The organism is Leifsonia sp. NPDC056665 (assembly GCF_042791795.1).
Lineage (GTDB): Bacteria > Actinomycetota > Actinomycetes > Actinomycetales > Microbacteriaceae > Leifsonia.
Map to the genome: position 1 here is coordinate 1 of NZ_JBHTXK010000037.1, position 23,288 is coordinate 23,288.

Annotated in this window: 20 protein-coding genes and 2 pseudogenes; 10 read left to right on the forward strand and 12 right to left on the reverse strand. The window is 65.7% G+C overall.

What is annotated here, in order from left to right:
* Positions 1-796 precede the first annotated feature (796 nt).
* Positions 797-1,057 (forward strand): DUF3237 family protein, encoded by a 261-nt coding sequence (locus tag ACFQ9V_RS19860; RefSeq protein WP_382460841.1) that lies wholly within the window; start codon positions 797-799, stop codon positions 1,055-1,057.
* Positions 1,058-1,113: 56 nt separating this feature from the next.
* On the opposite strand, the gene ACFQ9V_RS19865 is transcribed toward ACFQ9V_RS19860, so the two are convergent.
* The gene (locus ACFQ9V_RS19865) at positions 1,114-2,313 is read right to left on the reverse strand and encodes a DUF1611 domain-containing protein (protein ID WP_382460842.1); all 1,200 of its coding nucleotides are present in this window, start codon (positions 2,311-2,313) and stop codon (positions 1,114-1,116) included.
* Positions 2,314-2,814: 501 nt separating this feature from the next.
* Complete coding sequence (locus tag ACFQ9V_RS19870; RefSeq protein ID WP_382460843.1) at positions 2,815-3,126, reverse strand: NAD(P)/FAD-dependent oxidoreductase; 312 nt, start codon at positions 3,124-3,126, stop codon at positions 2,815-2,817.
* A gap of 844 nt (positions 3,127-3,970) precedes the next feature.
* On the opposite strand from ACFQ9V_RS19870, the pseudogene ACFQ9V_RS19875 reads away from it, so the two are divergent.
* Positions 3,971-4,967, forward strand: a pseudogene (locus ACFQ9V_RS19875) (IS481 family transposase).
* 160 nt (positions 4,968-5,127) lie between these two features.
* Here ACFQ9V_RS19875 and ACFQ9V_RS19880 read toward each other — a convergent pair.
* The 3 genes from ACFQ9V_RS19880 to ACFQ9V_RS19890 are packed head-to-tail and all read right to left on the reverse strand — an operon-like array spanning position 5,128 to position 8,865.
* Positions 5,128-7,635 carry a LuxR C-terminal-related transcriptional regulator gene (locus ACFQ9V_RS19880; RefSeq protein ID WP_382460844.1) on the reverse strand — a complete coding sequence of 836 codons (2,508 nt, stop codon included), beginning with the start codon at positions 7,633-7,635 and terminating at the stop codon, positions 5,128-5,130.
* Positions 7,636-7,642: 7 nt separating this feature from the next.
* Positions 7,643-8,542 carry an SUMF1/EgtB/PvdO family nonheme iron enzyme gene (locus tag ACFQ9V_RS19885; protein WP_382460845.1) on the reverse strand — a complete coding sequence of 300 codons (900 nt, stop codon included), beginning with the start codon at positions 8,540-8,542 and terminating at the stop codon, positions 7,643-7,645.
* Positions 8,543-8,565: 23 nt separating this feature from the next.
* A complete protein-coding gene (locus ACFQ9V_RS19890; RefSeq protein ID WP_382460846.1) occupies positions 8,566-8,865 on the reverse strand; it encodes a hypothetical protein in 300 nt (99 codons plus the stop codon).
* A 167-nt stretch (positions 8,866-9,032) separates the two neighbouring features.
* On the opposite strand from ACFQ9V_RS19890, the gene ACFQ9V_RS19895 reads away from it, so the two are divergent.
* Both ACFQ9V_RS19895 and ACFQ9V_RS19900 read left to right on the forward strand, forming a co-directional pair.
* Entirely contained in the window at positions 9,033-9,971 is a 939-nt protein-coding gene (locus ACFQ9V_RS19895) for a DUF1254 domain-containing protein (protein ID WP_382460847.1), read from the forward strand.
* Positions 9,972-9,988: 17 nt separating this feature from the next.
* Complete coding sequence (locus ACFQ9V_RS19900; RefSeq protein WP_382460848.1) at positions 9,989-10,801, forward strand: mechanosensitive ion channel family protein; 813 nt, start codon at positions 9,989-9,991, stop codon at positions 10,799-10,801.
* Here the strand turns inward: ACFQ9V_RS19900 and ACFQ9V_RS19905 are convergent.
* The gene (locus ACFQ9V_RS19905) at positions 10,798-11,184 is read right to left on the reverse strand and encodes an SHOCT domain-containing protein (protein ID WP_382460849.1); all 387 of its coding nucleotides are present in this window, start codon (positions 11,182-11,184) and stop codon (positions 10,798-10,800) included. The two genes, ACFQ9V_RS19900 and ACFQ9V_RS19905, sit on opposite strands and share 4 nt — an antisense overlap.
* Positions 11,185-11,743: 559 nt before the next feature.
* On the opposite strand from ACFQ9V_RS19905, the pseudogene ACFQ9V_RS19910 reads away from it, so the two are divergent.
* Positions 11,744-11,839: pseudogene (locus ACFQ9V_RS19910) on the forward strand (hypothetical protein); the annotation flags it as partial.
* Here ACFQ9V_RS19910 and ACFQ9V_RS19915 read toward each other — a convergent pair.
* Positions 11,832-12,119, reverse strand: a complete 288-nt coding sequence (locus ACFQ9V_RS19915) for a DUF6325 family protein (RefSeq protein WP_382460850.1) — start codon at positions 12,117-12,119, stop codon at positions 11,832-11,834. The pseudogene ACFQ9V_RS19910 and the gene ACFQ9V_RS19915 overlap by 8 nt on opposite strands.
* 153 nt (positions 12,120-12,272) lie before the next feature.
* Here ACFQ9V_RS19915 and ACFQ9V_RS19920 point away from each other — a divergent pair, with 153 nt between their 5' ends.
* Positions 12,273-13,601, forward strand: a complete 1,329-nt coding sequence (locus ACFQ9V_RS19920) for a DUF1254 domain-containing protein (RefSeq protein ID WP_382460851.1) — start codon at positions 12,273-12,275, stop codon at positions 13,599-13,601.
* Between the two features lie 617 nt (positions 13,602-14,218).
* Positions 14,219-15,076 (forward strand): ArdC-like ssDNA-binding domain-containing protein, encoded by an 858-nt coding sequence (locus tag ACFQ9V_RS19925; RefSeq protein ID WP_382460852.1) that lies wholly within the window; start codon positions 14,219-14,221, stop codon positions 15,074-15,076.
* 64 nt (positions 15,077-15,140) lie between these two features.
* Here ACFQ9V_RS19925 and ACFQ9V_RS19930 read toward each other — a convergent pair whose 3' ends face one another.
* Both ACFQ9V_RS19930 and ACFQ9V_RS19935 read right to left on the reverse strand, forming a co-directional pair.
* Positions 15,141-15,314: a hypothetical protein gene (locus ACFQ9V_RS19930; RefSeq protein WP_382460853.1), complete on the reverse strand. Its 174-nt coding sequence runs from the start codon at positions 15,312-15,314 to the stop codon at positions 15,141-15,143.
* A 146-nt stretch (positions 15,315-15,460) separates the two neighbouring features.
* On the reverse strand, positions 15,461-15,952 hold the full coding sequence (locus ACFQ9V_RS19935; protein ID WP_382460854.1) for a MarR family winged helix-turn-helix transcriptional regulator: 492 nt from the start codon (positions 15,950-15,952) through the stop codon (positions 15,461-15,463).
* Positions 15,953-16,006: 54 nt separating this feature from the next.
* Between ACFQ9V_RS19935 and ACFQ9V_RS19940 the strand changes: the two genes are divergently transcribed.
* Positions 16,007-17,599: an MFS transporter gene (locus ACFQ9V_RS19940; protein ID WP_382460855.1), complete on the forward strand. Its 1,593-nt coding sequence runs from the start codon at positions 16,007-16,009 to the stop codon at positions 17,597-17,599.
* A gap of 45 nt (positions 17,600-17,644) precedes the next feature.
* Positions 17,645-18,532, forward strand: coding sequence for an SDR family NAD(P)-dependent oxidoreductase (locus ACFQ9V_RS19945; RefSeq protein ID WP_382460856.1), 888 nt, complete (start codon positions 17,645-17,647; stop codon positions 18,530-18,532).
* 148 nt (positions 18,533-18,680) lie between these two features.
* Here ACFQ9V_RS19945 and speB read toward each other — a convergent pair whose 3' ends face one another.
* The 3 genes from speB to ACFQ9V_RS19960 are packed head-to-tail and all read right to left on the reverse strand — an operon-like array spanning position 18,681 to position 22,062.
* On the reverse strand, positions 18,681-19,682 hold the full coding sequence (speB, locus tag ACFQ9V_RS19950; protein ID WP_382460857.1) for an agmatinase: 1,002 nt from the start codon (positions 19,680-19,682) through the stop codon (positions 18,681-18,683).
* 17 nt (positions 19,683-19,699) lie between these two features.
* On the reverse strand, positions 19,700-21,157 hold the full coding sequence (locus ACFQ9V_RS19955) for an APC family permease (protein WP_382460858.1): 1,458 nt from the start codon (positions 21,155-21,157) through the stop codon (positions 19,700-19,702).
* A complete protein-coding gene (locus tag ACFQ9V_RS19960; RefSeq protein WP_382460859.1) occupies positions 21,157-22,062 on the reverse strand; it encodes a carbon-nitrogen hydrolase family protein in 906 nt (301 codons plus the stop codon). Before ACFQ9V_RS19960 ends, ACFQ9V_RS19955 begins: the two co-directional genes overlap by 1 nt.
* Positions 22,063-22,188: 126 nt before the next feature.
* Here ACFQ9V_RS19960 and ACFQ9V_RS19965 point away from each other — a divergent pair, with 126 nt between their 5' ends.
* Complete coding sequence (locus tag ACFQ9V_RS19965) at positions 22,189-22,800, forward strand: helix-turn-helix domain-containing protein (RefSeq protein WP_382460860.1); 612 nt, start codon at positions 22,189-22,191, stop codon at positions 22,798-22,800.
* Positions 22,801-23,288 lie beyond the last annotated feature (488 nt).

A 23,288-nucleotide genomic window follows, 5' to 3' on the forward strand; every position in this document is an offset into this window, starting at 1 on the left:
CGACCACACGGAGCCCTCGCAGGCCAAACCCCCTACGAGCGACTCAAGCAGAAAACACAGGACCCGCTGTCATAGGCCTCCGTCAGTTGCACACACAAAACGGCGGCTGTTCAACAGCCGCCGTTCCCAGTGATTCACTGGTCTGTAGCGAGGGCGGGACTCGAACCCGCGACACCACGATTATGAGCCGTGTGCTCTAGTTGGCAGCGTCGATGTACTGGCAACGCCGTCAGATTCCGCGGAATTCCGGGAGTTTCAGCGTCGTCGTCATCACCGACGTCACCTGCTTTGCAAACAAGTTGTGGGCAAAATGTGGGCAAAGAGATTGAGCCGTTGTCCGGTGTGATGTGTGATGTATCAAGACATCTCTGACAATTCTGCATCAGGACATCTCTGACAAACCGTGAATCAGGACATTCCTGACGGAAGCTGTGTCTGAACATCGCTGACGGTTCTGACGCGTTGGACGTGGGTTGGTGGCGCGTATTGTGCGTGAAGTGAATCGCGGTTGGCGGACCTGGTTGTCGGGGCTCTTTTATGTTGTCGCTGCTTTGTGGTTCATTGCGGCAATAGTCGGCTTTGTCCACGGGCATTCGTTCGTCTTTCCGCTTGTCATGGCCGCTTCGTTTGCCGTCATCGGGACCGGGTGGATGGTTCTGGCCAACCGGAGGCCGCGACTGTAGGGGCTTTGGGGCCCGCAGACGCCAAATTGGAGACAGCTCTGCGACAGGACATCTGTGACAGCTAGAGCGTGTTGGGCTTGCGGCCACGTCGTTGGCCGCTGCCGACGTATTTGGTGCCGGACTTGGGCCAGGGGTACTCGGCGGTCAGCGACGTCGGTGACCAGCTGTACATCAGAACTGCCGGCATCCGGACCGGCGAGCCGGGCGCGCTCGCTGCGCTGGGACGTGGCGAGGACGTCGACCCCTCGTCGTACTACTTCCGCACCAACGTCCGACTCGAGTCATCCGATCCAGCGTTGCCGAACCGGCTGTACATCGGGGCCCGACCCCGCCATCGACACCGCGTGATCTATTCGGCCTACCGCGTCTCGTAGGGTGCCGGGACCATGTGTCTCGTGAGACCCGTCGATCGGCGAGCCTGGACGCTGGTTCAGGAGACGAGAGCCGAAGCTCCCGGGCTAGCGCTCGGACGTTTGCCATGCCGTCCCAGTCGGTGTCGGGCCAAACCGACACTCGCCAGGGGTGCGGTGTCGGCAAGACCCACGAGCGCAGCCGTCGTGCCGAGGGCGAGCTCGGGAAATGCAAGCAGGATCATGTCGACCATGTCCTGCGACGGGCGGGTGAGCGGATCGGTCACGGGGAGCTCCAACTCGGCCTCGTGCTCGCTGATGGTGTCATCGAGCTCAGCGTTCGTCAGTCCCTCGTGGTTGATCGTGACGCCGATGACAGTGGTGTCGCTGAACGCCTCGATCAAAGCGATCTCGCTGGCCGCGGTGGGCATCGGCATCATCGGGAAGTCGCCCAGCATCACCCGCCCCGGCGCGTGCTGCAGGATGACGCCCTCGGGCCGACTCCCGCGGAGGATGGCGCCGGAGCTGAGGTACGCCGGATGGCTGAGCGCGCCCTGACCCTCGACGATGATCACGTCGGGGTCTTCTTCCTCGAACGCGGCGACGACTTGTGCCTCGACTTCACCCGAGCAGAACTGGGGAATGGTGGCATCCAAGGCGACCGCGTAGCGGGCGCCCTGGATCAGAGCGGTCTGTCCGGTGCCGACCATCACGGCCCGGATCCCCTGGTCGTTCAACGCTCGCGTGAGCAACGTCGCCGTCGTGCGCTTGCCAACCGATCCGTCCGTGCCGAGCACAGCGATGCGCGGACACGTGACATCGAAGATGCGACCGCTGAACAGCCGCAGCTCCTTGATCCCCTTCGGTCGGCGTATGTCGGCGATGGTCACGCCAGACACCAGAGCGGCAGCGGCGAACTCGGCATCGTCGTTGAGGTACTCGTGCAGGCCGTTGACCAGATTCATCCCGCGGCCGATCGCGTCGAGGAGCACAGCGCGCTGACTGTCCGTAAGCAGCCCGTCCGTCGGCGCCATCCCCAAGATGAGCGTGTCCGGCATGAAGCCGGCGACCGCGATTGCCTGGTCGACACTGGCCAGCAAAGGGATGCTGTTCGGGATCCCGTCCAGGATCAGTCCAGCGTCTTCGCCGGCGCACGTGCTGTCGACGACGCTCAGGATCTCATACTTCTCGGAATGACGGACCAGCCCGTTGGCGGTCTTCCCATCGAGCTTCCCGAACAGCCCCTCGCAATAGACGACGGCATTCACGGACGCGGACATAGCGCTCCTCTGATAGACACAGAGGAGGCGACGGGTTCGTGGCCAGGGTCCGAGGGACCCTTTCTTGTCATCGAGACGTCTTCCCTGAAGCCGGCGCACTGCCAGCTGGTGAACCTTAGCAGTGCAACCTGGACTGCGCGCCCTGGTTGCGCCGGGTACCTGACCGCGTCAGGGTGTCGATCGGGTCCGACTGAATGGTCAGGCGACTGCGACGGGCGTCCGTGGTGCAACGCGCGACGCGGCTACGACGTCCGCTAACGTGATCGCCTGCTGCGGGCGGTCCTTCATGAAGACCACTGCTCGGCGAACTGCGGAGGGCATGGGCCGAGGTTGGTGGAGGTGCCAATCCAGGCTCACGAGACCGACATCTGTCACGAAGGTAATTGAGCCCCGGCGCGTCGTCGCAATTCGCACGATCTGCCATTCGAGAGCACTCAACTCAGGCATTGGAGGATCTGCCTCCTTTTCATTGTCTGGTTCGGAAACGCAGCCGACGCGGAGTCATGGTCTTGCCCTCAGCTGCGCGTGAGCGAGTCCTCGACGAAGCCTGCGATTGCCGTGCGTCCCGAGTCCACGCGCCGCGAGGAAGTGCTCCGCGTCGAGCGAGACGGCACAGCCGGTTTCGGCCGCGGTGATCGCGTGCCGGTAGCGGCGGTCGACGAGGTCACCGCAGGCGAACACGCCGGGCAGGTTTGTCTCAGTTGCGGGGTGATTCACCTTCACGTAGCCGTCCGGGTTGAGATCGATCTGCCCGGCGACCAGCGCGCTGCGCGGATCGTGACCAATGGCGACGAAGAGGCCGGTCGTTTCCAACGTGCCTGCTTCACCGGTGATGGTGTTGCGAGGGTCAGACGGCTGAGCTTGTCGTCGCCGTGAGCTTCGGCGATCTGAGCGTTGCACCGGAAGTCGATCTTCGGGTTCTTGTGCGCGGGCTCACCGGCGGCTCCGCCCCCCGCTCGTGGCCAGACCAGGGGGTCATACCGGAGGGAGCGGCGACTTCCGGTGGTCGCTACTCCCTCACCCCTTCCGGATGAGAGCCGGTCCGTCAAGGTGCGATGTACCCGCGGGGCGGCCCTATCGTCAGCGTACGAACGACCTGCCGCAGTATCGCGGCGGTCAGCGAGCAAGGAGGCACCCCTGACGCACATCTTCGAGTTTGAGAACGCGATCCGGCCACCACAGCACGGCGCGATCGTGCACCTGGTGCGCTGGCACCACACCGCAGACGAATGGGTCAGCGAAATGGTGCATGGGGAATTCGTTGGAACCCTGGGCTCAAAATGGGTAGTCATCACCGGCACGGGATCAACCCAATATGACATGACCATCTGGGCGCCCGCCACGTATCGGTAGTTCCACGACTACCGAATCCTGGTGTGGTCACCGAAACCGCACCCGCCTGCCGGAACGAGCCCATAAATTCAAACAGCGGTCCGTGCCCACAACCTCATGTTGTCCAGATGCGGGATCACGCCGTGGCGTCGCGGACCTCACGGGTAGTGGCCGCTGCCGGCCACATAACCGCAGCGGCCCTTCCCCACCGCCTCTAGCTGTAGTGCCCAGGGACGTTGTTTGATCTGGCACCCGTGACATAGCGAGAACCTCCGGGCCAGAGTGGGAGTTGCTTAGACACTCACTCGAAGACCAGGAGGTTCTCGTGTCTCACGGTAATGCGGCTTTGACGCCACGCGAAAGACTGCGCGTTGCGCGGCTGATCATCGACCAGGGGTGGACGGTCGCTGCGGCGGCCGACTTCTTCCGTGTCTCGTGGCCGACGGCGGCGAAATGGGCCGCGACGATATGTCGAGCTCGGGTCGGACGGAATGGCCGATCGGTCCTCGCGCCCGCATACACATCCGAACCGGACCCCGCAGCTGCTGGTGAAGAAGATCGTGCACCTGCGGATCAAGAAACGCCTCGGGCCAGTGCAGATCGCCGGGCGCCTGGGGATGCCGGCCTCGACCGTTCACGCTGTCCTGGTCCGGTGCCGGCTCAACCGTCTCACCCACGTCGATGTGAGAACCGGGGAACCGGCACGTCGTTACGAGCACGACCATCCCGGGTCGCTGATCCATGTCGATGTGAAGAAGCTCGGCAACATCCCCGACGGCGGCGGCTGGCGGTTCGTCGGCCGAGCCCAGGGCGACCGGAACCGCGCCGCGACACCGGGCAAGGAACGCAACCAGCACTACAACCCGAAGATGCGGCACGCGTTCGTCCACACCGTCATCGATGACCACTCCCGCGTCGCCTACGCCGAGATCCACGACGACGAGACCGCCGCCACCGCCATCAGCGTGCTCCACAGGGCCGTGTCCTGGTTCGCCGACCGCGACGTTACCGTCGAACGCGTGCTTTCGGACAACGGCCCCGCTTACCGCTCACACGCCTGGCGACACACCTGCAGCGAGCTCGGCATCAGACCCAAATTCACGCGCCCACGACGCCCACAAACTAACGGCAAGATCGAACGATTCCACCGCACCATGAGCGACGGATGGGCCTACTCCCGCCACTACAACAGCGAGTCAGCCCGCCGAGCAGCCCTCCCCGCCTGGCTCCATCACTACAATCACCACCGACCCCACACCGCCACAGGCAAACTCCCGCCCATCACCCGACTATCAAGCAACCTGCCTGGGCACTACATCTAGCGGTTGTCTTTGATTCAGCAGCGTGTGGGGACCTCTGCACGGCGGCGTCACTGTGCGCCCAGCCCTTGACTTCTGGTCCGCCCGCCATCGGAACCCAGTGACATCGGGAGAGTTCACTCCCACCGTCTACATGGGCAGACTTCGGTTTCCACACGCTGACTTACAGCCTTACCTTGAGTGCATCCCGCCGATTGGTCACGCCGAGCTTGCGGTAGATCGAGCGCTGATGCGTCTTCACCGTGTTCACGGAGAGATGCAAGGCGAGGGCGATATCTGCAGTACTCATCGACGTTCGGAGGAAGGCGAGTATCTCTCTCTCCTTCGGAGAGAGAGCGTTGCCGAGCACGGCCCGACGCGACGGCACTGCCTCCGCGCTGGACAGCTGTCGCGCGATGAAGCCGTCGTGACGCGAGCCCCAAGCCGTGTGCTCGATGAGGAGCTCGCGAAGCTGTGCTCCGCCGTTCTGGAAGGGCTGAACGACATCGTCAGCGACGGCGAGGTCGATCGCCCTTTCCAGGGCAATATGCGCGCTGTCGACTTTGCCGCGCTCCGACGTCAGTATCGCGCGGGTCACGAGTGCCGCCACCGCGACATACGTCGGGCGCGGTCGCGATTCCAGAAGCGTGATCAGCCGCTCGCACTCAGCGGTCTCCCCCGCGCGCCGGAAAAGCTCCGCGAGCTTCGCCACGGTCACAGGAACATTCCCGTCGCGCGGGACCTGCCGGGCGATGGAGATCGCAGCTTCGGTCCGTCCGGCGGCGAACGCCAACAGTGCTCGCGCGAGCGCGACATAAGTCGGCCAGGGCACCCCATAGGCGTGGGTGCTGGACACCTCGTTGAGACCCACCAGGGCGTCCGCGACGAGACCGGGCTCTCGCGTGTCTGCGGCGATGAAGGCGAGGTGCACGCGCGCCAGATCCGCGTATGGGAGCCGGCTGCCGCCCATCGCGGTGGCCGCGAGGAAGTGCTCACGAGCGTGCTCGGTCCTGCCCTGCCAATAGTCGAGATAGCCGCGCGCCACCTGCTCGAGGCCGCCGTCGTACGAGACCCACTCCACCGAGGAGCCGGCAGCCGGCAGCGCATCGATGGCATCGCGAGCGGCCGAGAACCGCCCGGCGAAAGTCAGCGCGAACGCCGAATTCGCGGCAGCGCGATGGGCGATGAGATCGAGTCCGAGTCCTACAGCCTCTCGGTAAGCCATGCCGAGCAAGTCGATCGCACGGGCCGGGTCACGTCGCAGCCTGAGCTCAGCCCAGCCGAGGATGAACAGCGTCGCCGCGTACGTGCGGGGCGACCACGGCTCCCGGCCGAGGCCGCTCGCAATGTGGTCGCACGCATCCTGGAGTTGCTGCGGGGAGTGCTCCGTGAAGAGAGTGGCCAGGGCGAGCGTGTCCCCTGTTTCCGGATCGTCTGCGTCCGCATGCCGCGCTCGCTCGGCGAGCATCTCGCCGGCGGAGCGGGACCCGAGCGCCCCGGCGCAACAGGCACGGATGGCGAGGACCTGAGAAAGGCTAGCTAGGTCGTGCGGTAGGCGTTGACACATCCGGTCGACCGTCGCTGCGCCCGACTCCAGCACAAGAACGAGCCACTGGTCCTTCAGCACACGAAGCGCTCGCTCCGGCTCACCGGCGGCCAGCGCATGTTCGACGGCGGCGGCCGGGCGATCCGCAGCCAGCTCCTCTGCGGCCCGGAGATGGAGCTGCCGGAGCCGCTCGGGACGGTTGCGTACCATGCGCCGCCCGCACTCCTCGGTGAAGAGATCATGCCAGCGATAGACCACTCGACCGGCGTCGGCAAAGGAATCGATGAGAAGGCCCCGACGCGCGCACTCCTGCAGCAGCGGGGCGGCGTCGCCACGACCGGTGACCGCTCGGGCGAGGTCGGCGTCGAGCACGTTTAGCACGGCCGTCTCCTCGGCGAACTCCGCGAGCTCCGGCCCCAGGGTCTCGAGGATGCGGCCCACAAGGCGTCCGAGTGCCTCATCGTTCCCGGTGTCGGTGGCCGGCGGACGTGCCAGCAGGGCCCGAACGGCGGCAGCCCACCCGCCGCTGCGGGTCAGCACCAGCGCGGCCTCGGCGTCCGACCCGGATGCGCGCGCAGCAGCGACGATCTCCCCCTCCGTGAAATCCAGGTCGGCACGTCCGAGGGTCGCCGATTCGACTCCCGCATCCAGGTCAAGGGGTGTGCGACTGATGAGGAGGAACCGCGTGGCCGGGGTGAGTGCGATCAGCTCGGCAAGCGCCGCGACCACGTCCCCTCCGGGATCGCGGTGGAGGTCGTCCACGACGACGGTGGTCGGGCCGGCCTGAGCCCGGAGCACCTCGGCGATAGAGCGCACCGACCAGGCGACGTCCGAGACGTCGAGTTGGAGGGCCGGTTCGAGCACACGCGCCGCGGAGCCGACGCCGCGGACGAAGTCGGGGGCGCCGGTGTCGAGGCGGCTGACCGACACCCACAGCACAGGGGCCCGCTGGGCACGGGCCCACTCGGCGCAGGCCGTCGTCTTCCCGGAGCCTGCGGGGGCCACGACCGCGACCACGCGCGATCGGGCAAACGAATCGTCCAGAGCAGTGGTGACGCGGTCCCGCTCGACGATGGCCGGCTGCGGTGCCGGCGGCTCAATCAGCGCCCCTGGGGACGGCTTCCAGCCCGCCACAGGTCCGCTCATGCGTCGATCATAGGGTTCTGTGGATGTCCGCTGCGCACCGGAAACCGATGTGTGTCGTCGCGGTGTCCTCGGCCTGGGGGATGCGCCCCGCCGGGCGATAGCGGAGCGAGTGCTCCGGCGCGCACAGGTGGGAGCCCCCTTTGAGCACCCGCCGGGGCATCCCCGATCCCGGCCCTCCGCTGGCGGCGGCATCGATATCGGCATCGACTCTCGAGGAATCGCCGGCGGAGCGGGTGGCTGTGTAGAAGTCGGACGTCCACTCCCACACGTTTCCGATCAGGTCGTAGAACCCCAACCGGTTGGCCGAGAAGGCCCCGACGGGAGAGGTGCCGTGCCACCCGTTGGCACCCAGGTTCTGGTGCGGGAAGCGCCCATGCCACGTGTTCGCCATCACGATGCCACCCGGGTCGCGTTCGGCACCCCAGGCGTACGGAGCGGGTCGCCGTCCTCCCCCGGCGGCGTACTCGTACTCGGCTTCGGTCGGGAGTCGCAGGCCAGCCCAGTCGGCATAGGCGACGGCGTCCGCGTAGGCGATCTGCACCACCGGATGGTCTTCGAGTCCGGTCGTTGAGCTCCGCGGACCAGAGGGGTGACGCCAGTCCGCTCCGGGAGTCCACGACCACCAAGACTGCCAGCTCATCCTATCTACCGGACCTGTCGTCCCATGGAAGACAAGAGATCCCGGCCGCCGGCGCTCCGCGGGGAGGAAGAGGAATTCCTCCGGCGACAGATCCCGCTCGGCGATCGTCGCGTATCCAGTGTCCGCGACGAAATGCCCGAACTGGGCGTTCGTGACCGGGTACGCATCGAGGCGGAAGGGTCCCACCCGGCACATCCGCGCCGGCGCCTCTTCCGGATAGAAGTCGTCCGACCCCATCAGGAACTCCGCCGCGGCGACCGAGATCATGAGGTGAGCCATCGTCTCACACCTCAGAAGGCGAAGAACTGGGCGAGGACGACGACGAGCACTACCAGCAGGGCGACTCCGGCTCCGACGACGGCGAGGACGCGCCCCGACAAGCGGGCGATGCCGAAACCGACCGCCAGGGGGAGCGCTGCGCAGAGGAGGGCCGTAACCCACCAAAAGGCCTGGAACCCTGCCTGCGACGCCGACGACAGGCGCTCCCCGAACAGCCGCCGGGTCGCCGGATGCGTCGCGAACGCGATGCACGCGGCAAGAGGATAGGCGACCAGCGCCGCGGCGATCACACCGGCGAGGACGCCCCACATCGTGGGATTCGAACGGGATGACAGTGACGGAGAGGTACTCACAGTCCAAGACTGTAGGGCCGCCGCTCGCGCTGGTGGCACGGGCCTCACCCTCGGAGCATGAGGCCCGCTCGCCGATACCGCCCAAGCGACGCCGCTCCGGCGTGCGCTCACCTATGCTCGCTCACATGCCCATCACCGTGAACATCGACAATTTCCCGCGGGCCGAGACGGACGCGATGATCGCCGGACTGCTGCCTTATACGGGCGGTCTGGGCACCTTCCACCACAACCGTGAACTGGAGCCGTTCGATCGCCAGCCGGTCATCCGCCAGAACCGCGACACCCTGTACTCGGTCGCCGTCGTCGACGTCGCGGAGGGCGCGACACTGACCGTCCCCGACGCAGCGGATCGCTATCTGTCGGTGATGGTGATCAATCAGGATCACTACATCAACCGGGTCTTCCACGAGGCCGGGACCTACGAGCTGACCACCGCAGAGTTCGACACGGACTACGTCGTGGTCGCCGTCCGCATCCTCTTCGAGCCCGGCAACGCAGCCGACCTCGCCGAGGTGCACCGCCTCCAGGACGGCCTCTCGATCAGAGCGGGCGCGCAGCGTCCCGTGACGAACCCGGACTACGACCTCACCAGCCACCGCGACGTGCGGGACGCATTGCTCACTCTCGGTCGCACCATGGGCGGGCTCACGTCGTGCTTCGGCCGGCGCGGGGATGTCGACCCGGTCCGTCACCTCGTCGGCACGGCGGTCGGCTGGGGAGGCCTCCCGGATGACGAAGCAGCCTACATCAACGTGGAACCGCGTCTCCCGCTCGGCCGATACACCCTGACGCTGGACGACGTGCCCGCCAGCGCGTTCTGGTCCGTCAGCGTGTACAACGCCGAAGGCTATTTCGAGCCCGACGAGAGCGGCGTCGCCAACGTCAACTCCGTCTTCGCCGTGCGTGAGCCGTCCGGGAGGACCGTGATCCACCTCGGCGACTGGGGGGACGACGTCCCTAACCGCATCGCGCTTCCGAAAGACTGGAACTACATGATCCGCCTCTACCAGCCGCGGCTGGACAGTCTGCGGACTTGGGCACCGCCCGCGGTCGTCCCCGCCTGAGCATCGCAGGGGAAGGCATGGGCGAGCCGGGGCAGGCTGCGGGATTCCTCAGCGGCCTTGAGCCGTCGAGCGTAGTCCTCGCTCTGCTGTCGGTGACAGTAGCGGTCATCGTCGGGATGCTAGCAAAACGGGCGGTCGTCAAGGCTCTCGGGAAGGTCGACGGCATCGCTCCCGCGATCCGGGTCGGTATCGCCCGGACGGTGCGGCTGACAACCATCCTCCTCGGTGTCGGCACCGCTCTCGCTTTTCTCGGCGCCCCACTCCAGCCGATCGTGGGGCTCTCGCTCATCGCCGCCGCGGTCATCGTCATTGCGTTGCGCGGCGTTTCGGAAAACTTCGCCGCGGGCGCGGTCATCCAGACGCGACGCCCCTTCGTCGTCGGGCACACGCTCACCGTGGGTGAGCACTCCGGCACTGTTGTGGAAATCAACGGTCGCAGCGTCCATCTACGGACCCTCGACGGGCGGGTAGTCCACATCCCGAACCGCGAGCTGCTGTCCTCGGTCTTCGTCAACGAGTCGAGCACAGGCCGGCTGCGGGCCTCCGTCCGAGCCCGGCTGCGACGAACGGACGGGGCCGGTATCGACACTGTGCGCCAACTCCTGATGGACGCCTGTGCCTCCGTGCCGCTGCTACAGCCCGACGGCATCACGGCGCTGCTCGTGCACGCAACCGCCGGTGAGCTGACATTCGACGTGCGCTTCTGGCACGGGCCCGACGACGGCCCCAACGCCGCAGCAGGCGCAGTGGAGGCCATCGCCGCGCTCGGCGACACCGTGGTCGAGGTGAGCTCCTTCGTCCCGACCGCGGTGTCGATCAGCCGCCGTTAGGCCAGCGCCCGAGACTTCAACTGCGCGAACTCGTCCGGTGAGATGGTACCGGCGTCGAGCAGGGTCTTGGCCTTCGCCACTTCGTCGGCGGAGCTGACGGCTGCCACAGCGCGAATGTAGTCGTCGGTCGCCCGCTTCGCCTCGCTCGCCTCCCGCTGGCCGCGTTCCGCCATGCCATCACCGCGGGCGACGAGGTAGACCAGCGCCGTCACAAAGGGCACGAAGAGCAGGAACACGATCCACAGCGCCTTCCACCACCCGTTGAGCGCACGGTCGCGGAACAGGTCGCCGATGATTGCGAACAGCGCGAAAAGGTAGGCGATGAATGCGAATGCCCAGAAGAACGTCCAGATGACGCTCCAGAAGTTGGACCAGAATTCCACGGGTAGTGCTCCTTACTGATGATCGATCCCGCCACGGCGGCGGGCAGACCGAACCTAGCGTCGGCGCCCCGGTCGCCGAGCGCCGGCCCACGTCCGGTGACCCAGATTCACCCTCTGAGAGTGACATCGGGCCGGCCGTGAACCGATCGCCGGTGCGGCGCTTGCTGCGATCCCAGCTCGACTGAGGAGGCGGCGGCCAGAAGCCTCGACCTGGCCTTCGTTCGCCCGGTCTCGTCCTCGGCGTCAATCGTCGTCTGCGCTCCGGTTGGCGCTGCGCTTGTCGTCGCCGCATTCGCGCTGATCACGCTCAACGTTGGCGTCATGGTCGGCGCTGCTCCTCGCCCTCGGCATCGTGATTCTCGGCAACGGGCCCGCGACATTCTGAGCCTCACCAGTCCGGGGAGGAGGCGAGAAGGCGAAATCCGCGTCGCGCCTCTAGCGTCCCGCATGAGCACTCAACTGAGAATCGGGACCGACGTGGACACGGCGGGCCACGCCACGCTGCTGGCGGACAGGTTCGACCGCCCACTCGTTCTGCTGCCGGCGGAGCGGCTCCGGCAGGACGTATGCACTGAGAGTTGCGCTGGAGCAGCTGATACTTCAGAAAAGGGTGCCCGTCCTGTTGCTCGATCCGAACTCGGATTTCGTCAATGTGCGCAGGACGCGCTCCGAGACGCACCGGGGTCCGCATCGTTTTGGAGCGAGTGCAGTATCAGCATTCTGGGCCCAAAAGGAGACGAGCCGCTCGTGCGAGACTCAAGCTCCGTGACCGCAAGCCGGCCGCCAGGATCTTTGCTGACGGACACCTGGTCGAGGAGCCGGAGCAGTCCGTTAGCGAGCAACTCATCGATGGCGGCGAGAGCGGCGATGACGGGCCGCTCGCCTTCGGCTCCGAGCAAATGCGAGTCGACGGGCCCGAAGCGATGCTCGGTCACGGGCCCTCCAGGGTGAGATCGATGTCAAACGGTTCTGGGTCACCACGCGGCGGACCGCAGACTCACCCTTCAAGCATGAGGCGATGTCGCCGGGACTCGATTCCGGCGGCAGCTGCATTGCTGGGCATCGGCGCGGTGCAGAAGGATGGGACCATGTCGGTTTCCCTCCAAGACCTTGCTGCCAGGGCCTACCTCTTCGGCTTTCCGCTGGTATTCAACCTGGATCAGGTAAACAGGTACGTGACGACCGGAGTCGGCAAGAACGCGGCCACGCCCTGGAATCGCTTCAGCCACGCACGGTCGCTTGCCGGCCCGGCTGACACGTTCGTCACCATTAACAACGACACTGTGTATTCGATGGCTCAGATCGATCTCGGGGTGGGACCGGTGCGGCTACGAGTTCCGGATACGGCGGGCCGGTACTACGTGCTGCAGTTCGTGTCAGCGTGGACAGACAACTTCGCTTACATCGGCCACCGCGCGACCGATACGAAGGCCGCCACATATCTCCTCGTCCCCCCTGAATGGGACGGCGAACCGTGTGAGGGAGAGACGGTCATTCACTTCCCAACTCGCACCGCGTCGATCGTTGGCCGGTGGGCGGTCGCCGGCGATGACGATCTCCCCGCCGTGCACGCGCTGCAGGACGCCGCCATCCTCACGCCCAGTACGGATGCAGTGCCCGAGGGACTTCCGGAGTACGGCACCACGCTGTCCCAAGCCCTGCAGTTCTACGACAAGCTCCGGGTCTGGAGCCAGGCCTTCCCGCCAGCCTCACGAGACGCGAAAACACTCGCCAGTTTCGAGGCGATCGGGCTGGCCGCAGTCGGACCCACGCCGTATGGGACGGACCCGCAGTTGGATGCGGCCCTGCAGGCCGGGTACGCCAAAGGTCAGGCCATGCTCGAGGAACTCGTTGCCTCCGGCGGTGGCAACAGAGTGGTGAACGGCTGGAACCTCACCTACCATTCGTTCGACTACAACCTCGACTACTTCGAGGTGGGCTCCCTGGACGATCCAGCTTTCAAAATCGTTGACCCCGAGCGAAGGATCGTGCAACGAGCTGGCGCGGCCCTCGGCGGACTGTGGGGCAACCAATCATTCGAAGCCGCCTACATCGCCACCTACGTCGACGACCGAGGCGACCGCCTCACCGGCGACCACACCTACACGCTCACGCTGAACCCACCGCCGCCCGTCGACGCATTCTGGTCACTCACGATGTACGACGTGCCCGACTATTACCTCGTCGCGAACCGGATCAAGCGATACTCGATCGGAGACCGCACCCCTGGCATCCGATACGAGGACGACGGTTCGCTCATCATCACCATCAGCCACGCCGAACCCACCGAGGGTACTGCCCGTGCCAACTGGCTTCCAGCCCCATCCGGCGAATTCCGGCCGATCCTGCGGATGTACGAGCCGCGCAGCGAAATCCTCGACCAGACGTATCTCGTCCCGGCGATCACGCGCGTCTGAGCCGCGCAGCCCGGACTTCGAGCCAACGGGGCGCCCCTGGATGACCTGAGGGACGGCTGGCCGACGGGTCGGTCATCGCGAACGAATCGCGCTGCCAACGAACGTCTCCTGGGCCGGGAAAATGGCGCGACACATCCTCATCGAGCAGTCATTCGAACAGCGGTCCGCACCCCTTCGCGCCGCGCTACCCTGAGCGCACCGGAGGGAGGCGCTGATGCACACGGAATCGCTGCTCGGCCTACGTCGACAACGGCCCCTATCTGCCGATCTGGCAACTCGTCCCATCCTGGCTGTTCTGGTTCCTGCCCGCGATCGTCGGTACACCCCTCATTGTCAGGGCAGTGGTTTGGCGCCGCCACCCTCAGCCGTCGAACTAGTAACGAGCTTCCGCATGGAGCCGCCTGCGTCGGCGCTGCCTATCCGTCTTCTCCCCGCTCCGGCCTGCGATCGTAACGACCTCCGGCTGCTCCGCTCCCGACCCTCGCTATTTGCAGACTCCGTCGCTGCGCTCCTGCACTTAGCAACCGCTCCTGCCGGTCGCTGCCCTGCCTCCACCCGTTCTTGATCTTCGTGCCGGAACGGCGAGAAAGACGAGTGGACAAAGGAGCAAGCAAATCATGGCGAACACGACAGTCACCCGAAACGCGCAGGCCCGACAGGCAGAAGCGGAGGCACTGCACGCGTCGATCGTTGAGCAAGTCCAGCGGCTCGCCGAAAGCGGCCAGTGGCGGGCATTCCTAGAGTTCGCCCGCTCCTTCCGCAACTACAGCCTCAACAACCTCCTGTTGATCCTCGCGCAGAACCCGGAAGCGATCATGGTCGCCGGTTTCCGACAGTGGCAGGCAAAGGGCCGGCAGGTACGCAAAGGCGAGACGTCGATCAAGATCTTCGGATACCGCGAGAAGAAGACCGAAACCACCGCCAACGATGAGAGCTCAGATGACGAGACGCGCCTGATCCGATACTTCCCGACACTTTCCGTATTCGACATCGCACAGACCGACCCGATCGAGGGGGCCGACCCGCTCCCCGTAGATCCCACCCAGCGACTCATCGGCGACCACGACCACGGCGTCATCACCCCGCTGACCAAACACCTTGAGTCCCGGGGATGGAGGATCACCCGCGAACCGCTGACCCATGCCAGCGGCTACACCGATCCCGAGACCCTGCGTGTGGTCCTGGCGGAAAGCGTCAGCGTCGAGCAGTCCGCGAAGACTCTGATTCACGAGACAGCACATATCGAGCTCCACCACATCGACAGTGTCGAGGACTACCGCCAGCACCGCGGACGCATGGAAGTCGAAGCCGAATCGGTCGCCTATGTGGTCGCCGGCCTCTGCGGGTTTGACACCAGCGCGTACAGCATCGGCTACATCGCCGGGTGGAGCGGTGAAGACGTCACCGTGATTCGCGATTCGGCCGCTCGCGTCCTCGCGGCGGCACACAACATCTTGGGAATGCTCGACCAGTAGTCAAGCGACCGGAGGAAAGCACGGCGGCAAACGTTGGGCGGCAAAGTCACGCGCGCTCACCCGGCTAGGGGCGGTACTCCTTGCGTGGCATGTAGAGCGTGCGGGCTTGTTCGTCAACGCTGGGCCCACCCTTGAGCCTGCTTCCGAGGATCATCAGCACCGTCCCGATCCAGCCCAGAATTATCGAGAGGACGTGGCCGACTGTGAGGAACGCATGCCCCATTCGTTTCCAGATCATCGATGTTCTCCTCGTCGCCCGGTGGTTGCGAGCAGGGTCAGAAAGGTGGATCGAGGCGCCCTCATCAGCCTAGGACGCCGCGACGCAGAGTGGCATTAGAACGGAAACTACGAGTTCCGGTTGTGATAGTCAAAGCACGTTAGCTTTCAGCCTGCGGGATTGCCCGTGTTGAACCGGTGAAGCAGGGCAGTGAACTGCTCGAGCTCCTCCACCGACCACGATTGCGTTCGGCTGAAGAAGGTGGAGCCGCGCAGATCCAGCGCCTCGACCACGCGGGCGACTCCGGAGCTCGTCAGAGAGAGGATGACGCCGCGACGGTCGGCCGGGTCAGGCTCGCTAGTGACGAACCCCAGCTGCTTGAGCCGACCGATCAGGTTACTGGTCGAACTCCGGTCCATCGCGACCGCTTCCGCGAGGGTGCTCGGGTTGGCCGGACCGTACGCGTACAGCCATCGGGCGAGGTGGAAGGCGGCGGGCTGCAGGCCGGGGTGGAAGGCGGCGGCCGAGCGTTCCGTCAGGGCACGGGATGCGCTGAGCAGGGCATTCAATTCGACGCCGAGTGCGAGCTCCCGTTCGCGACGGACCGAGTCGCTCGAGCCGCCCGTCGGAGCGGCACCGTCGGATGAAGTAGTGGACATTTCCCCATCACATCCATATAGTTGGTAAATCCCCACTATACGTGAAGGAGCGCCATGTCCACACAATCCTCGACGCCGGAACCAGCATTGTCCGCTCGCTTCGGCTGGCTCTCGCTGACAGCCGTGACGCTCGGAGCCCTGATGCCGGGCCTCGCGACCACGATCCTCGCCGTCGCCAACGGCGCGATCGCCACTGACCTGAAGATCGGCCTCGGTGATCTGCAGTGGATCACCAGCGCCTACCTGCTCGGCTTGACCGGCTCCCTGGTGCTCGCCGGGAAACTCGGCGACAGGTTCGGTCGGCGGCGGATCTTCCTGGTCGGGATCATCGGATTCGGCCTCGCCTCTCTCCTGATCGGGTTCGCCACTCCCGTGGTGCTCATCGTTGCCCTCCGCGCGGTGCAGGGCGTCTTCGGCGGCTTCCTGACGACCAACGCACTTTCGCTGCTGCGGGTGAACTTCCCCGAGCGGCGGCTTCCGACGGCGATAGGGATCTTCAACTCGGTGCAGGGCCTCTCGATCGCGGTCGGCCCGATCATCGGCGGATTGATCGTGCAGTATCTCGGCTGGCGGTGGACGATGTTCGTCAACCTCCCGATCGCCGTGCTGTGCCTCATCCTCGGTCTCGTGCTGTTGCGCGAGGTCAGAATCCCGACTTCCGCACGGTTCGACTACGCCGGAACGGTGCTCCTCGTCGCGGCCCTCACGGCGCTCGTCTACGCACTGATCGACGCGCCCACCAGCGGGTGGGGCGCGCCGAGCACACTGGTGCTCTTCGCCGTCGCGCTGGTCGCCTTCGTGGCCTTCATCCTGGTCGAGCGCCGCGCCGCCGACCCCCTCGTTCCGCTGACGCTGTTCCGGGACCGCTCCTTCGCGGCCGGGTCCGCGCTCAGCGTGCTCGCGTTCTTCGCCCTAAACGGCGGCCTGTTCCTCGTGTCGTTGTTCTGGCTGCAGATCCAGCACGTCCCCGCCACGACGGTCGGCGTCTGGTTGCTGCCGCTCGGTGGGGCGATGCTCGTCTCGGCCGTGCTGTCAGGGCGGGTCATCGGCCGGATCGGGGATCGCTGGTCGCTCGTTCTCGGGTCGCTCCTCCTCGCCTGCGGCCTGGTCTTCATGTCGTTCGCCAGCATCGTGGGCGGCTACCCCCAGGTCGCCGCGGGCCTCGCACTGGTCGGGCTCGGCCTGGGTCTCCTGGTCACGGCGACCGTGAACGCGACGGTCGGGAACGCACCGGTCGAGCTCGCCGGGCCGGCCGCAGGCGTGCAGCAGACGGCCAGCCGGTTCGGCGCGGCCCTGGGCGTCGCCGTCCTCGGCGGCATCATGGCGGCGGCGACCGCGGCAGCCTTCAGCGCGAAACTCGACGCGTCCGGCCTGCCCGCCGCGCTGAACGCCCCGCTGAAGAAGCTGGGCAGCACCGCCGTCGCCGGCGGCATCCCACCCATCCCGCCCGGAACGCCCGGCCATGCCGCCGACCTGATCACCGGTGTCACAAATGCCGCCTTCCTAAGCGGGATGAGCCTGACGATGCTCATCGCCGCCGGCATCTGCGTGCTCGGCGCACTCGTCGCGCTCGTCGTCCGCCCTCGGACCGTCCACGAGGAAGACGCCGAGCTCGTCGAAGCCGACCACCCCTTCGTCACCGACTGAACCGACCAGACCGACCAGCCGAACCAGGAAACCGGAGTCCCATCCATGCCCGCACGACCCACCATCGTCATCACCGGGGCGACGAGCGGTCTCGGCCGGCTCGCCGCCATCGAGCTCGCACAGCAGGGAGCCCGGCTCGGCCTCACCGCACGGAACGCCGAGCGGGCCGAGTCGACGCGCGCCGCGATCCGAGCCGCAGCGCCCGGAACCGAGGTCGATGTCTTCCTCGCCGACTTCACCCGCACCGCCGACGTCCGCAGGGCCGGCGCGGAGATCGCCGAACGCTACGACCGGATCGACGTGCTCATCAACAACGCCGGACTCCACGCGTTCGAACAGCGCATCACCTCCGACGGCTTCCCCGAGATGGTCGCCGTCAACTATCTCGCTCCCTGGATACTTACCCAGGCGCTGCTGCGCCCGCTCGGCGCCGCCGGCCGCGCGCGCATCGTCAACGTCGCCTCGGAGGCCTCCAGACGGCACGGCACCCTCACCCTGCCCAACGACCTCACGGACACCTCCCGCTTCAGCGCCCGCGGATCCTCGGAACGCTACGGCAAGAGCAAACTGCTGGATATCCTCTTCACCCTCGAACTGGCCCGCCGCATCGAAGGCACCGGCATCACCGCCAACTGCCTCGATCCCGGGTTCAACGTCACCGGACTCGGCCGCGAACTCCGCTTCGCCGCGCCGCTGGAGAAACTCCTCACGCGCCTGCGCATCGGCGATCCGGCGCGCGGCTCCGGACTCATCGTGCGCCTGGCAACAGATCCGTACTTTGAAGGTCAGAGCGGCGGCTACTACACCGTCAAGAACACCGCGCGGCTCGTACCAGCACACCCCGGCGGTGACGCCGACACCCAGCGAGGCCTGTGGGAGCAGACCGAAGAGCTTCTTGACCGGGAGGAGCGAGGACCCTCCCACCCCGCCTAGCTTGGATCGTGCTGGATTTGCTTCAATCTGTGGGGTAAATGCGGGGTCCAGAGCGACCAAATGGACCTCCTTCGACCGCATGAGGGTATGGATGCGTTTCGCGACCACGATCACGTCTGGCTCGCCGGCTCCGATGGCCTCTCCTGATTCAGTAAGCATGACGATCATTTCCGCGGGCTTCGCGATCGGGCACGTTCACGTGTTGTGGAAGTTCACCGGCGGCGATGAGGGATATGAGGTCGTATGCCACGTGTGAGGCGGCGATCCCGGTGATGTCGGCGTGGTCGTAGGCGGGCGCGACCTCGACGACGTCGGCGCCGATCAGGTTGAGTCCGTTGAAGCCTCGCAGGATCTCGAGCAGTTCTCTGCTGGTGATGCCTCCCGCCTCCGGGGTGCCGGTGCCGGGGGCGTGGGCTGGGTCGAGGACATCGATATCGATGGAGATGTAGAGGGGACGACCGCCGATCCGGTCGCGGAGCTTCGCCGCCACCTGGTCGGCGCCTTCGCGGTAGACGTCGGCGCTGGTGACGATACCGAATCCGAAACGGCGGTCGTCTTCCAGATCGCGCTTGCCGTAGAGCGGACCGCGGGTGCCCACGTGGCTGAGCGCCTCCGTGTCGATGATGCCCTCCTCGAACGCCCGGCGGAACGGGGTTCCGTGAGTGTATTCGGCACCGAAATAGGTGTCCCACGTATCGAGGTGGGCGTCGAAGTGCAGGAGAGCGACCGGGCCATGTCGTTCGGCCGCGGCCCGCAGCAGCGGCAGCGCGATCGTGTGGTCGCCACCTATTGTCACCAGTCGGGTGCCGTCCCTGGTCAGGTCGAGTGCCGCTTCCTGGATGGCATCGATCGCTTCGTGGATGTCGAACGGATTCACAGCAATATCGCCGGCGTCGGCGACCTGCGCAACATCGAACGGTGCAATGTCGAGCGCCGGGTTGAACGGACGCAACAGACGCGACGCATCCCGAATGTGAGAGGGGCCGAAGCGAGCGCCCGGCCGGAAGGAGACGCCTGCGTCGAAGGGTACGCCGGCGACGACGATATCGGCTCGTTCCACCTGGTCGAGGCGGGGAAGCCGGGCGAACCCGGCCTGCCCCGCGTACCGCGGCACCTTCGCGCTGTCGATGGGGCCGATCGTGTCGGACATGTGTTCTCCTCGCGGGCTCATCGACGACGGCCGAGGTCATCGAGGTGGTCTGGCTCGCCGGCTGTCGGGGTGGGCGCTGGGACTGCGGGGATGCCGCGCGTCTCAGGGTCGGGGAGTTCCGCCCCGGTGTCGTTCAGACGCATTGAGGGTGTCGGTCGCCGGAAGCCGCGGGTGAGCCAGAGCAGCCAGAGGAAGCCAGCCGCGAGCCAGCTGAAGCCGATGATGAGCGCCGTCGGGCTGAGCTGCGTCAGCAACCAGATCGTCACACACGCTCCGACAGCCGGCAGCACCACATATCCGATCACGCTGAGCCCGGACTTCGTGCCCCGTTTTCGGATGAAGAAGGCGATCACGCAGATGTTCACGATGGTGAACCCGGTGAACGCCCCGAAGTTGATGAACGAGTAAGCGACATCGGTGGTGAGCCCCATGCCGACGAAACACATCAGTCCGGTGAACGCGACCGCCCAGATCGGCGTCTTCGTGCGCGCGTTGACCGTCCCGAAGAACCGTTTCGGCAGCACGCCGTCCCTGCCCATGAAATACAGCAAGCGGCTCGAGCTCAACTGAACAGCCAGTCCTGAGGCGAAACCGGCGACGATCCCCGCGAGATTCGTCCAATCCGCGAATGCTTTCCCGCCGACATCGATCGACAGCGTGTACCCGGCGACCTGCTCTGCCCCAGCTTTGCCGAAATCGAATCCGGGATGCACAAGCTGCATAACATAAGCGACCGCGGTGAAGAGCACACCGCCGATGACGATGACGAGCACGACGGCACGTGGGATGTTCTTCTTCGCGTTGCGGGTCTCCTCCGACAGTGTCGTCACGGCGTCGAATCCGAGGTACGAGTATGCAGCGATCGCGCCGGCCGCCGATACCCCAGCGACGGTGCTTGTCGGGTTCCACAGCGGCGCCGTGTATGAGGCCGGCTGATGGTGCACGAGGAAGACCAGGCAGTATCCGACGAAGAGGAGAACGAGGAACACGGCGAAGATCGTGAGCACCATGTTCACGCGGTCGCTGAGCACCAGACCGACGATGTTGATCAACGTTGTGAGGCCGGCGTTCAGGAGCATCCACGCCCACACCGGGATGTCGGGGAACTGTGCGTTGAGGTAGACCGACTGGACAAGCCAGGCGACCATGGGCAGAAACAGATAGTCGAGCAGGATGCTCCACCCGACAAGGAAGCCGATCGGCGAATTCAGCAGCCGGCGCGCATAAAAATAGGCGGAACCGGAGACCGGGTAGTGTTTCGCCATCTTCGCGTAGCTCAAAGCCGTGAGAAGCATCGCTCCGCTGGCCACGAGGAAGGCGGTCGGTGCCGTCCCCGCGCTTTCCACGGCGATCACGCCGAAGATCACCATCACCAGGCTGGGCGCCATGTATGCCAGCCCGAACGCGACGACCGAGGGAAGGCCGAGCCGCTTCTCGAGCTGGGCGGGCTGTTGGGCGGTCTGCTCAACGCTCATCACGCGACCGCCTCTCCGGACGGCCTGGTGAAGGAGACCGGGCCATCTGGTCTCAATTCCTCCGGGGTCTCCGGCGATATCGCCGGTTGCCAGTCGCCAGGGATGATCCTGCCGTTGTAGAGCGGGAGCTCCAGGGGGGCGTCGTCGACTCGGAAGAAGTTCCACGGCCAGGAGTCCCCTGTGGTCCCGAATTTCCGCGTCGCCGGCACCCGGTCGAAATCGACGATGCTGACGAGGGTGACGTCCTCCGGTCCGAACGTCTGCACGGGGAGGAGCCCTTCCGGATCCACGAGCAGGGTTTTGCCGTGCGCGGTCGGGGCGGCGCCGTTGACGCTCGCGACCCAGACCTGGTTGACGATCGCGTTCGCGATGTTGATCGGTACCTCCTGCACCCGGCCGGTGGATGCGGTCTGCACGAGGTTCACGATGAGTTCTGCGCCCATCCAGGCGAGATGACGCGAGACCTCCGGGAACCATGCGTCATAGCAGATCGAGAGACCGACCCTCCCTGTGCCCGGCATGTCGAAGACGACGAAATCGCGGCCGATGCACATCGGTTCGTATGGTCGCCAGGTGAAGACCTTCCGGTATCTTGTGACCAGTTCTCCGTCCGGGTTGTACACGACGGCAGTGTTGTATACATTGCCGTCGTCACCCCGCTCCAACACCGTCCCAGGGATGAGCCAGATGCGGAGCTCTTTCGCCAGCGCCCCGAGCGCGTCCCCCCGGGGACCGTCCAGCGGCTCCGCGTACGCCTCGTAGTACTCCTCAACCGACATCGCCTCGGCTCCGACCGAGCACAGATGCAGCTCGGGATAGACCATCAGCTCAGCCGCGTTCGGCGACTTCATCCGCTGGCGGAGCCCATCGGCGAAACCGGCGAGTGTTTCAGCCGGTGCCTGCACCAGAGCGATCCGTAGATGACGACTCATCAGCAACCTGTCTTCCTTGACGAGATTATTCTTATAGAAATCTTTTTATGCCTATAAGGCAACACGGTTAGTATTCGCGACCTGCGCGGCTCTGTCAAGATGATGCTCACCACCCAAGGAGGAGCAATGCGGCCAGTCCACCCGGAAGCCTCGGATATTTCCCCGCGCATCGGCGCGAAACTCCGGGAGAGCCGCCACGCCCAGGGTCTGACCATTGAACAGCTCGCTGCCGCGACGCGGCTCAGCAAAGGATTCATCAGTCGGGTCGAACGCGACGAGACCTCCCCGAGCGTCGCAACACTCGTGACGCTGTGCCAAGTGCTCTCTCTCCCGATCGGCGCACTCTTCGAGGAACCCGAGATCGCTTCGATCGAGCTCTCCGACGCACCGCTTATCAACATGGGCGGAACCGGAGCCGTTGAACGCCTGATCACCCCCCGCGGTCAACCCAAGGTGCAGATGCTGCGGTCCCTGCTGGACCCGGGCGCGGACGGCGGCCGGCATCTCTACACGATCAACTGCGACGTGGAGGTGGTCCACCTCATCCACGGCCAACTCACGCTGGTGTTCGCCTCCCACGAACTGGCCATGCGCCCCGGGACCACATTGACGTTTAAGGGCAGCGAGCCGCACACCTGGCGCAACGACGGCGACCAGCCAGCCGAAGTGGTGTGGGTGATCGTCCCCGCCGCCTGGAGCGGATCAGACTAACGGAGACCCGCGCGGCGCGCCGACAGTTCCAACGCCCAGGCAGGCTGGTCGCCCATGAGCGGTTCGGCCAGCTTTTCAACCGAGCTCGGGCCGCGTTGGTGGGTCTGCGGCAGGGCGGCTAACGGTGATCGCGGTGGCGCGGGCAGCACTGTGGAGCACGCGCGCGAGTATCTCGGCGTCGACCCGCGAAGCACACCGGTCGCGCAGGTCGGACTCGAACGAGATCGGGTCGGGCAGGCAGGTGCCAGCGATAGACCGCGTGCATCGGCGCTGTCGACTGGATGAACGTCGCACCCTCGGTCTGGTCCCGGGTCGAGAAGAACGGGTCTCCGCACCATCTGCGCTGACCACGTTTGTGGTGCTTTTGTGGGGGCTAGACCTGCGCAAGTCGGCCTGTGCAACTGACGGAGGCCTATGACAGCGGGTCCTGTGTTTTCTGCTTGAGTCGCTCGTAGGGGGTTTGGCCTGCGAGGGCTCCGTGTGGTCGA

Bases quoted from the DNA above. Each gene is read 5' to 3' on its own strand.
- ACFQ9V_RS19865 (WP_382460842.1), bottom strand. From the start codon at position 2,313: ATGTCCGCGTCCGTGAATGCCGTCGTCTATTGCGAGGGGCTGTTCGGG.
- ACFQ9V_RS19880 (WP_382460844.1), bottom strand. From the start codon at position 7,635: ATGAGCGGACCTGTGGCGGGCTGGAAGCCGTCCCCAGGGGCGCTGATT.
- ACFQ9V_RS19885 (WP_382460845.1), bottom strand. From the start codon at position 8,542: ATGATCTCGGTCGCCGCGGCGGAGTTCCTGATGGGGTCGGACGACTTC.
- ACFQ9V_RS19890 (WP_382460846.1), bottom strand. From the start codon at position 8,865: ATGTGGGGCGTCCTCGCCGGTGTGATCGCCGCGGCGCTGGTCGCCTAT.
- ACFQ9V_RS19895 (WP_382460847.1), top strand. From the start codon at position 9,033: ATGCCCATCACCGTGAACATCGACAATTTCCCGCGGGCCGAGACGGAC.
- ACFQ9V_RS19900 (WP_382460848.1), top strand. From the start codon at position 9,989: ATGGGCGAGCCGGGGCAGGCTGCGGGATTCCTCAGCGGCCTTGAGCCG.
- ACFQ9V_RS19920 (WP_382460851.1), top strand. From the start codon at position 12,273: ATGTCGGTTTCCCTCCAAGACCTTGCTGCCAGGGCCTACCTCTTCGGC.
- ACFQ9V_RS19925 (WP_382460852.1), top strand. From the start codon at position 14,219: ATGGCGAACACGACAGTCACCCGAAACGCGCAGGCCCGACAGGCAGAA.
- ACFQ9V_RS19930 (WP_382460853.1), bottom strand. From the start codon at position 15,314: ATGATCTGGAAACGAATGGGGCATGCGTTCCTCACAGTCGGCCACGTC.
- ACFQ9V_RS19935 (WP_382460854.1), bottom strand. From the start codon at position 15,952: ATGTCCACTACTTCATCCGACGGTGCCGCTCCGACGGGCGGCTCGAGC.
- ACFQ9V_RS19940 (WP_382460855.1), top strand. From the start codon at position 16,007: ATGTCCACACAATCCTCGACGCCGGAACCAGCATTGTCCGCTCGCTTC.
- ACFQ9V_RS19945 (WP_382460856.1), top strand. From the start codon at position 17,645: ATGCCCGCACGACCCACCATCGTCATCACCGGGGCGACGAGCGGTCTC.
- speB (WP_382460857.1), bottom strand. From the start codon at position 19,682: ATGTCCGACACGATCGGCCCCATCGACAGCGCGAAGGTGCCGCGGTAC.
- ACFQ9V_RS19955 (WP_382460858.1), bottom strand. From the start codon at position 21,157: ATGAGCGTTGAGCAGACCGCCCAACAGCCCGCCCAGCTCGAGAAGCGG.
- ACFQ9V_RS19965 (WP_382460860.1), top strand. From the start codon at position 22,189: ATGATGCTCACCACCCAAGGAGGAGCAATGCGGCCAGTCCACCCGGAA.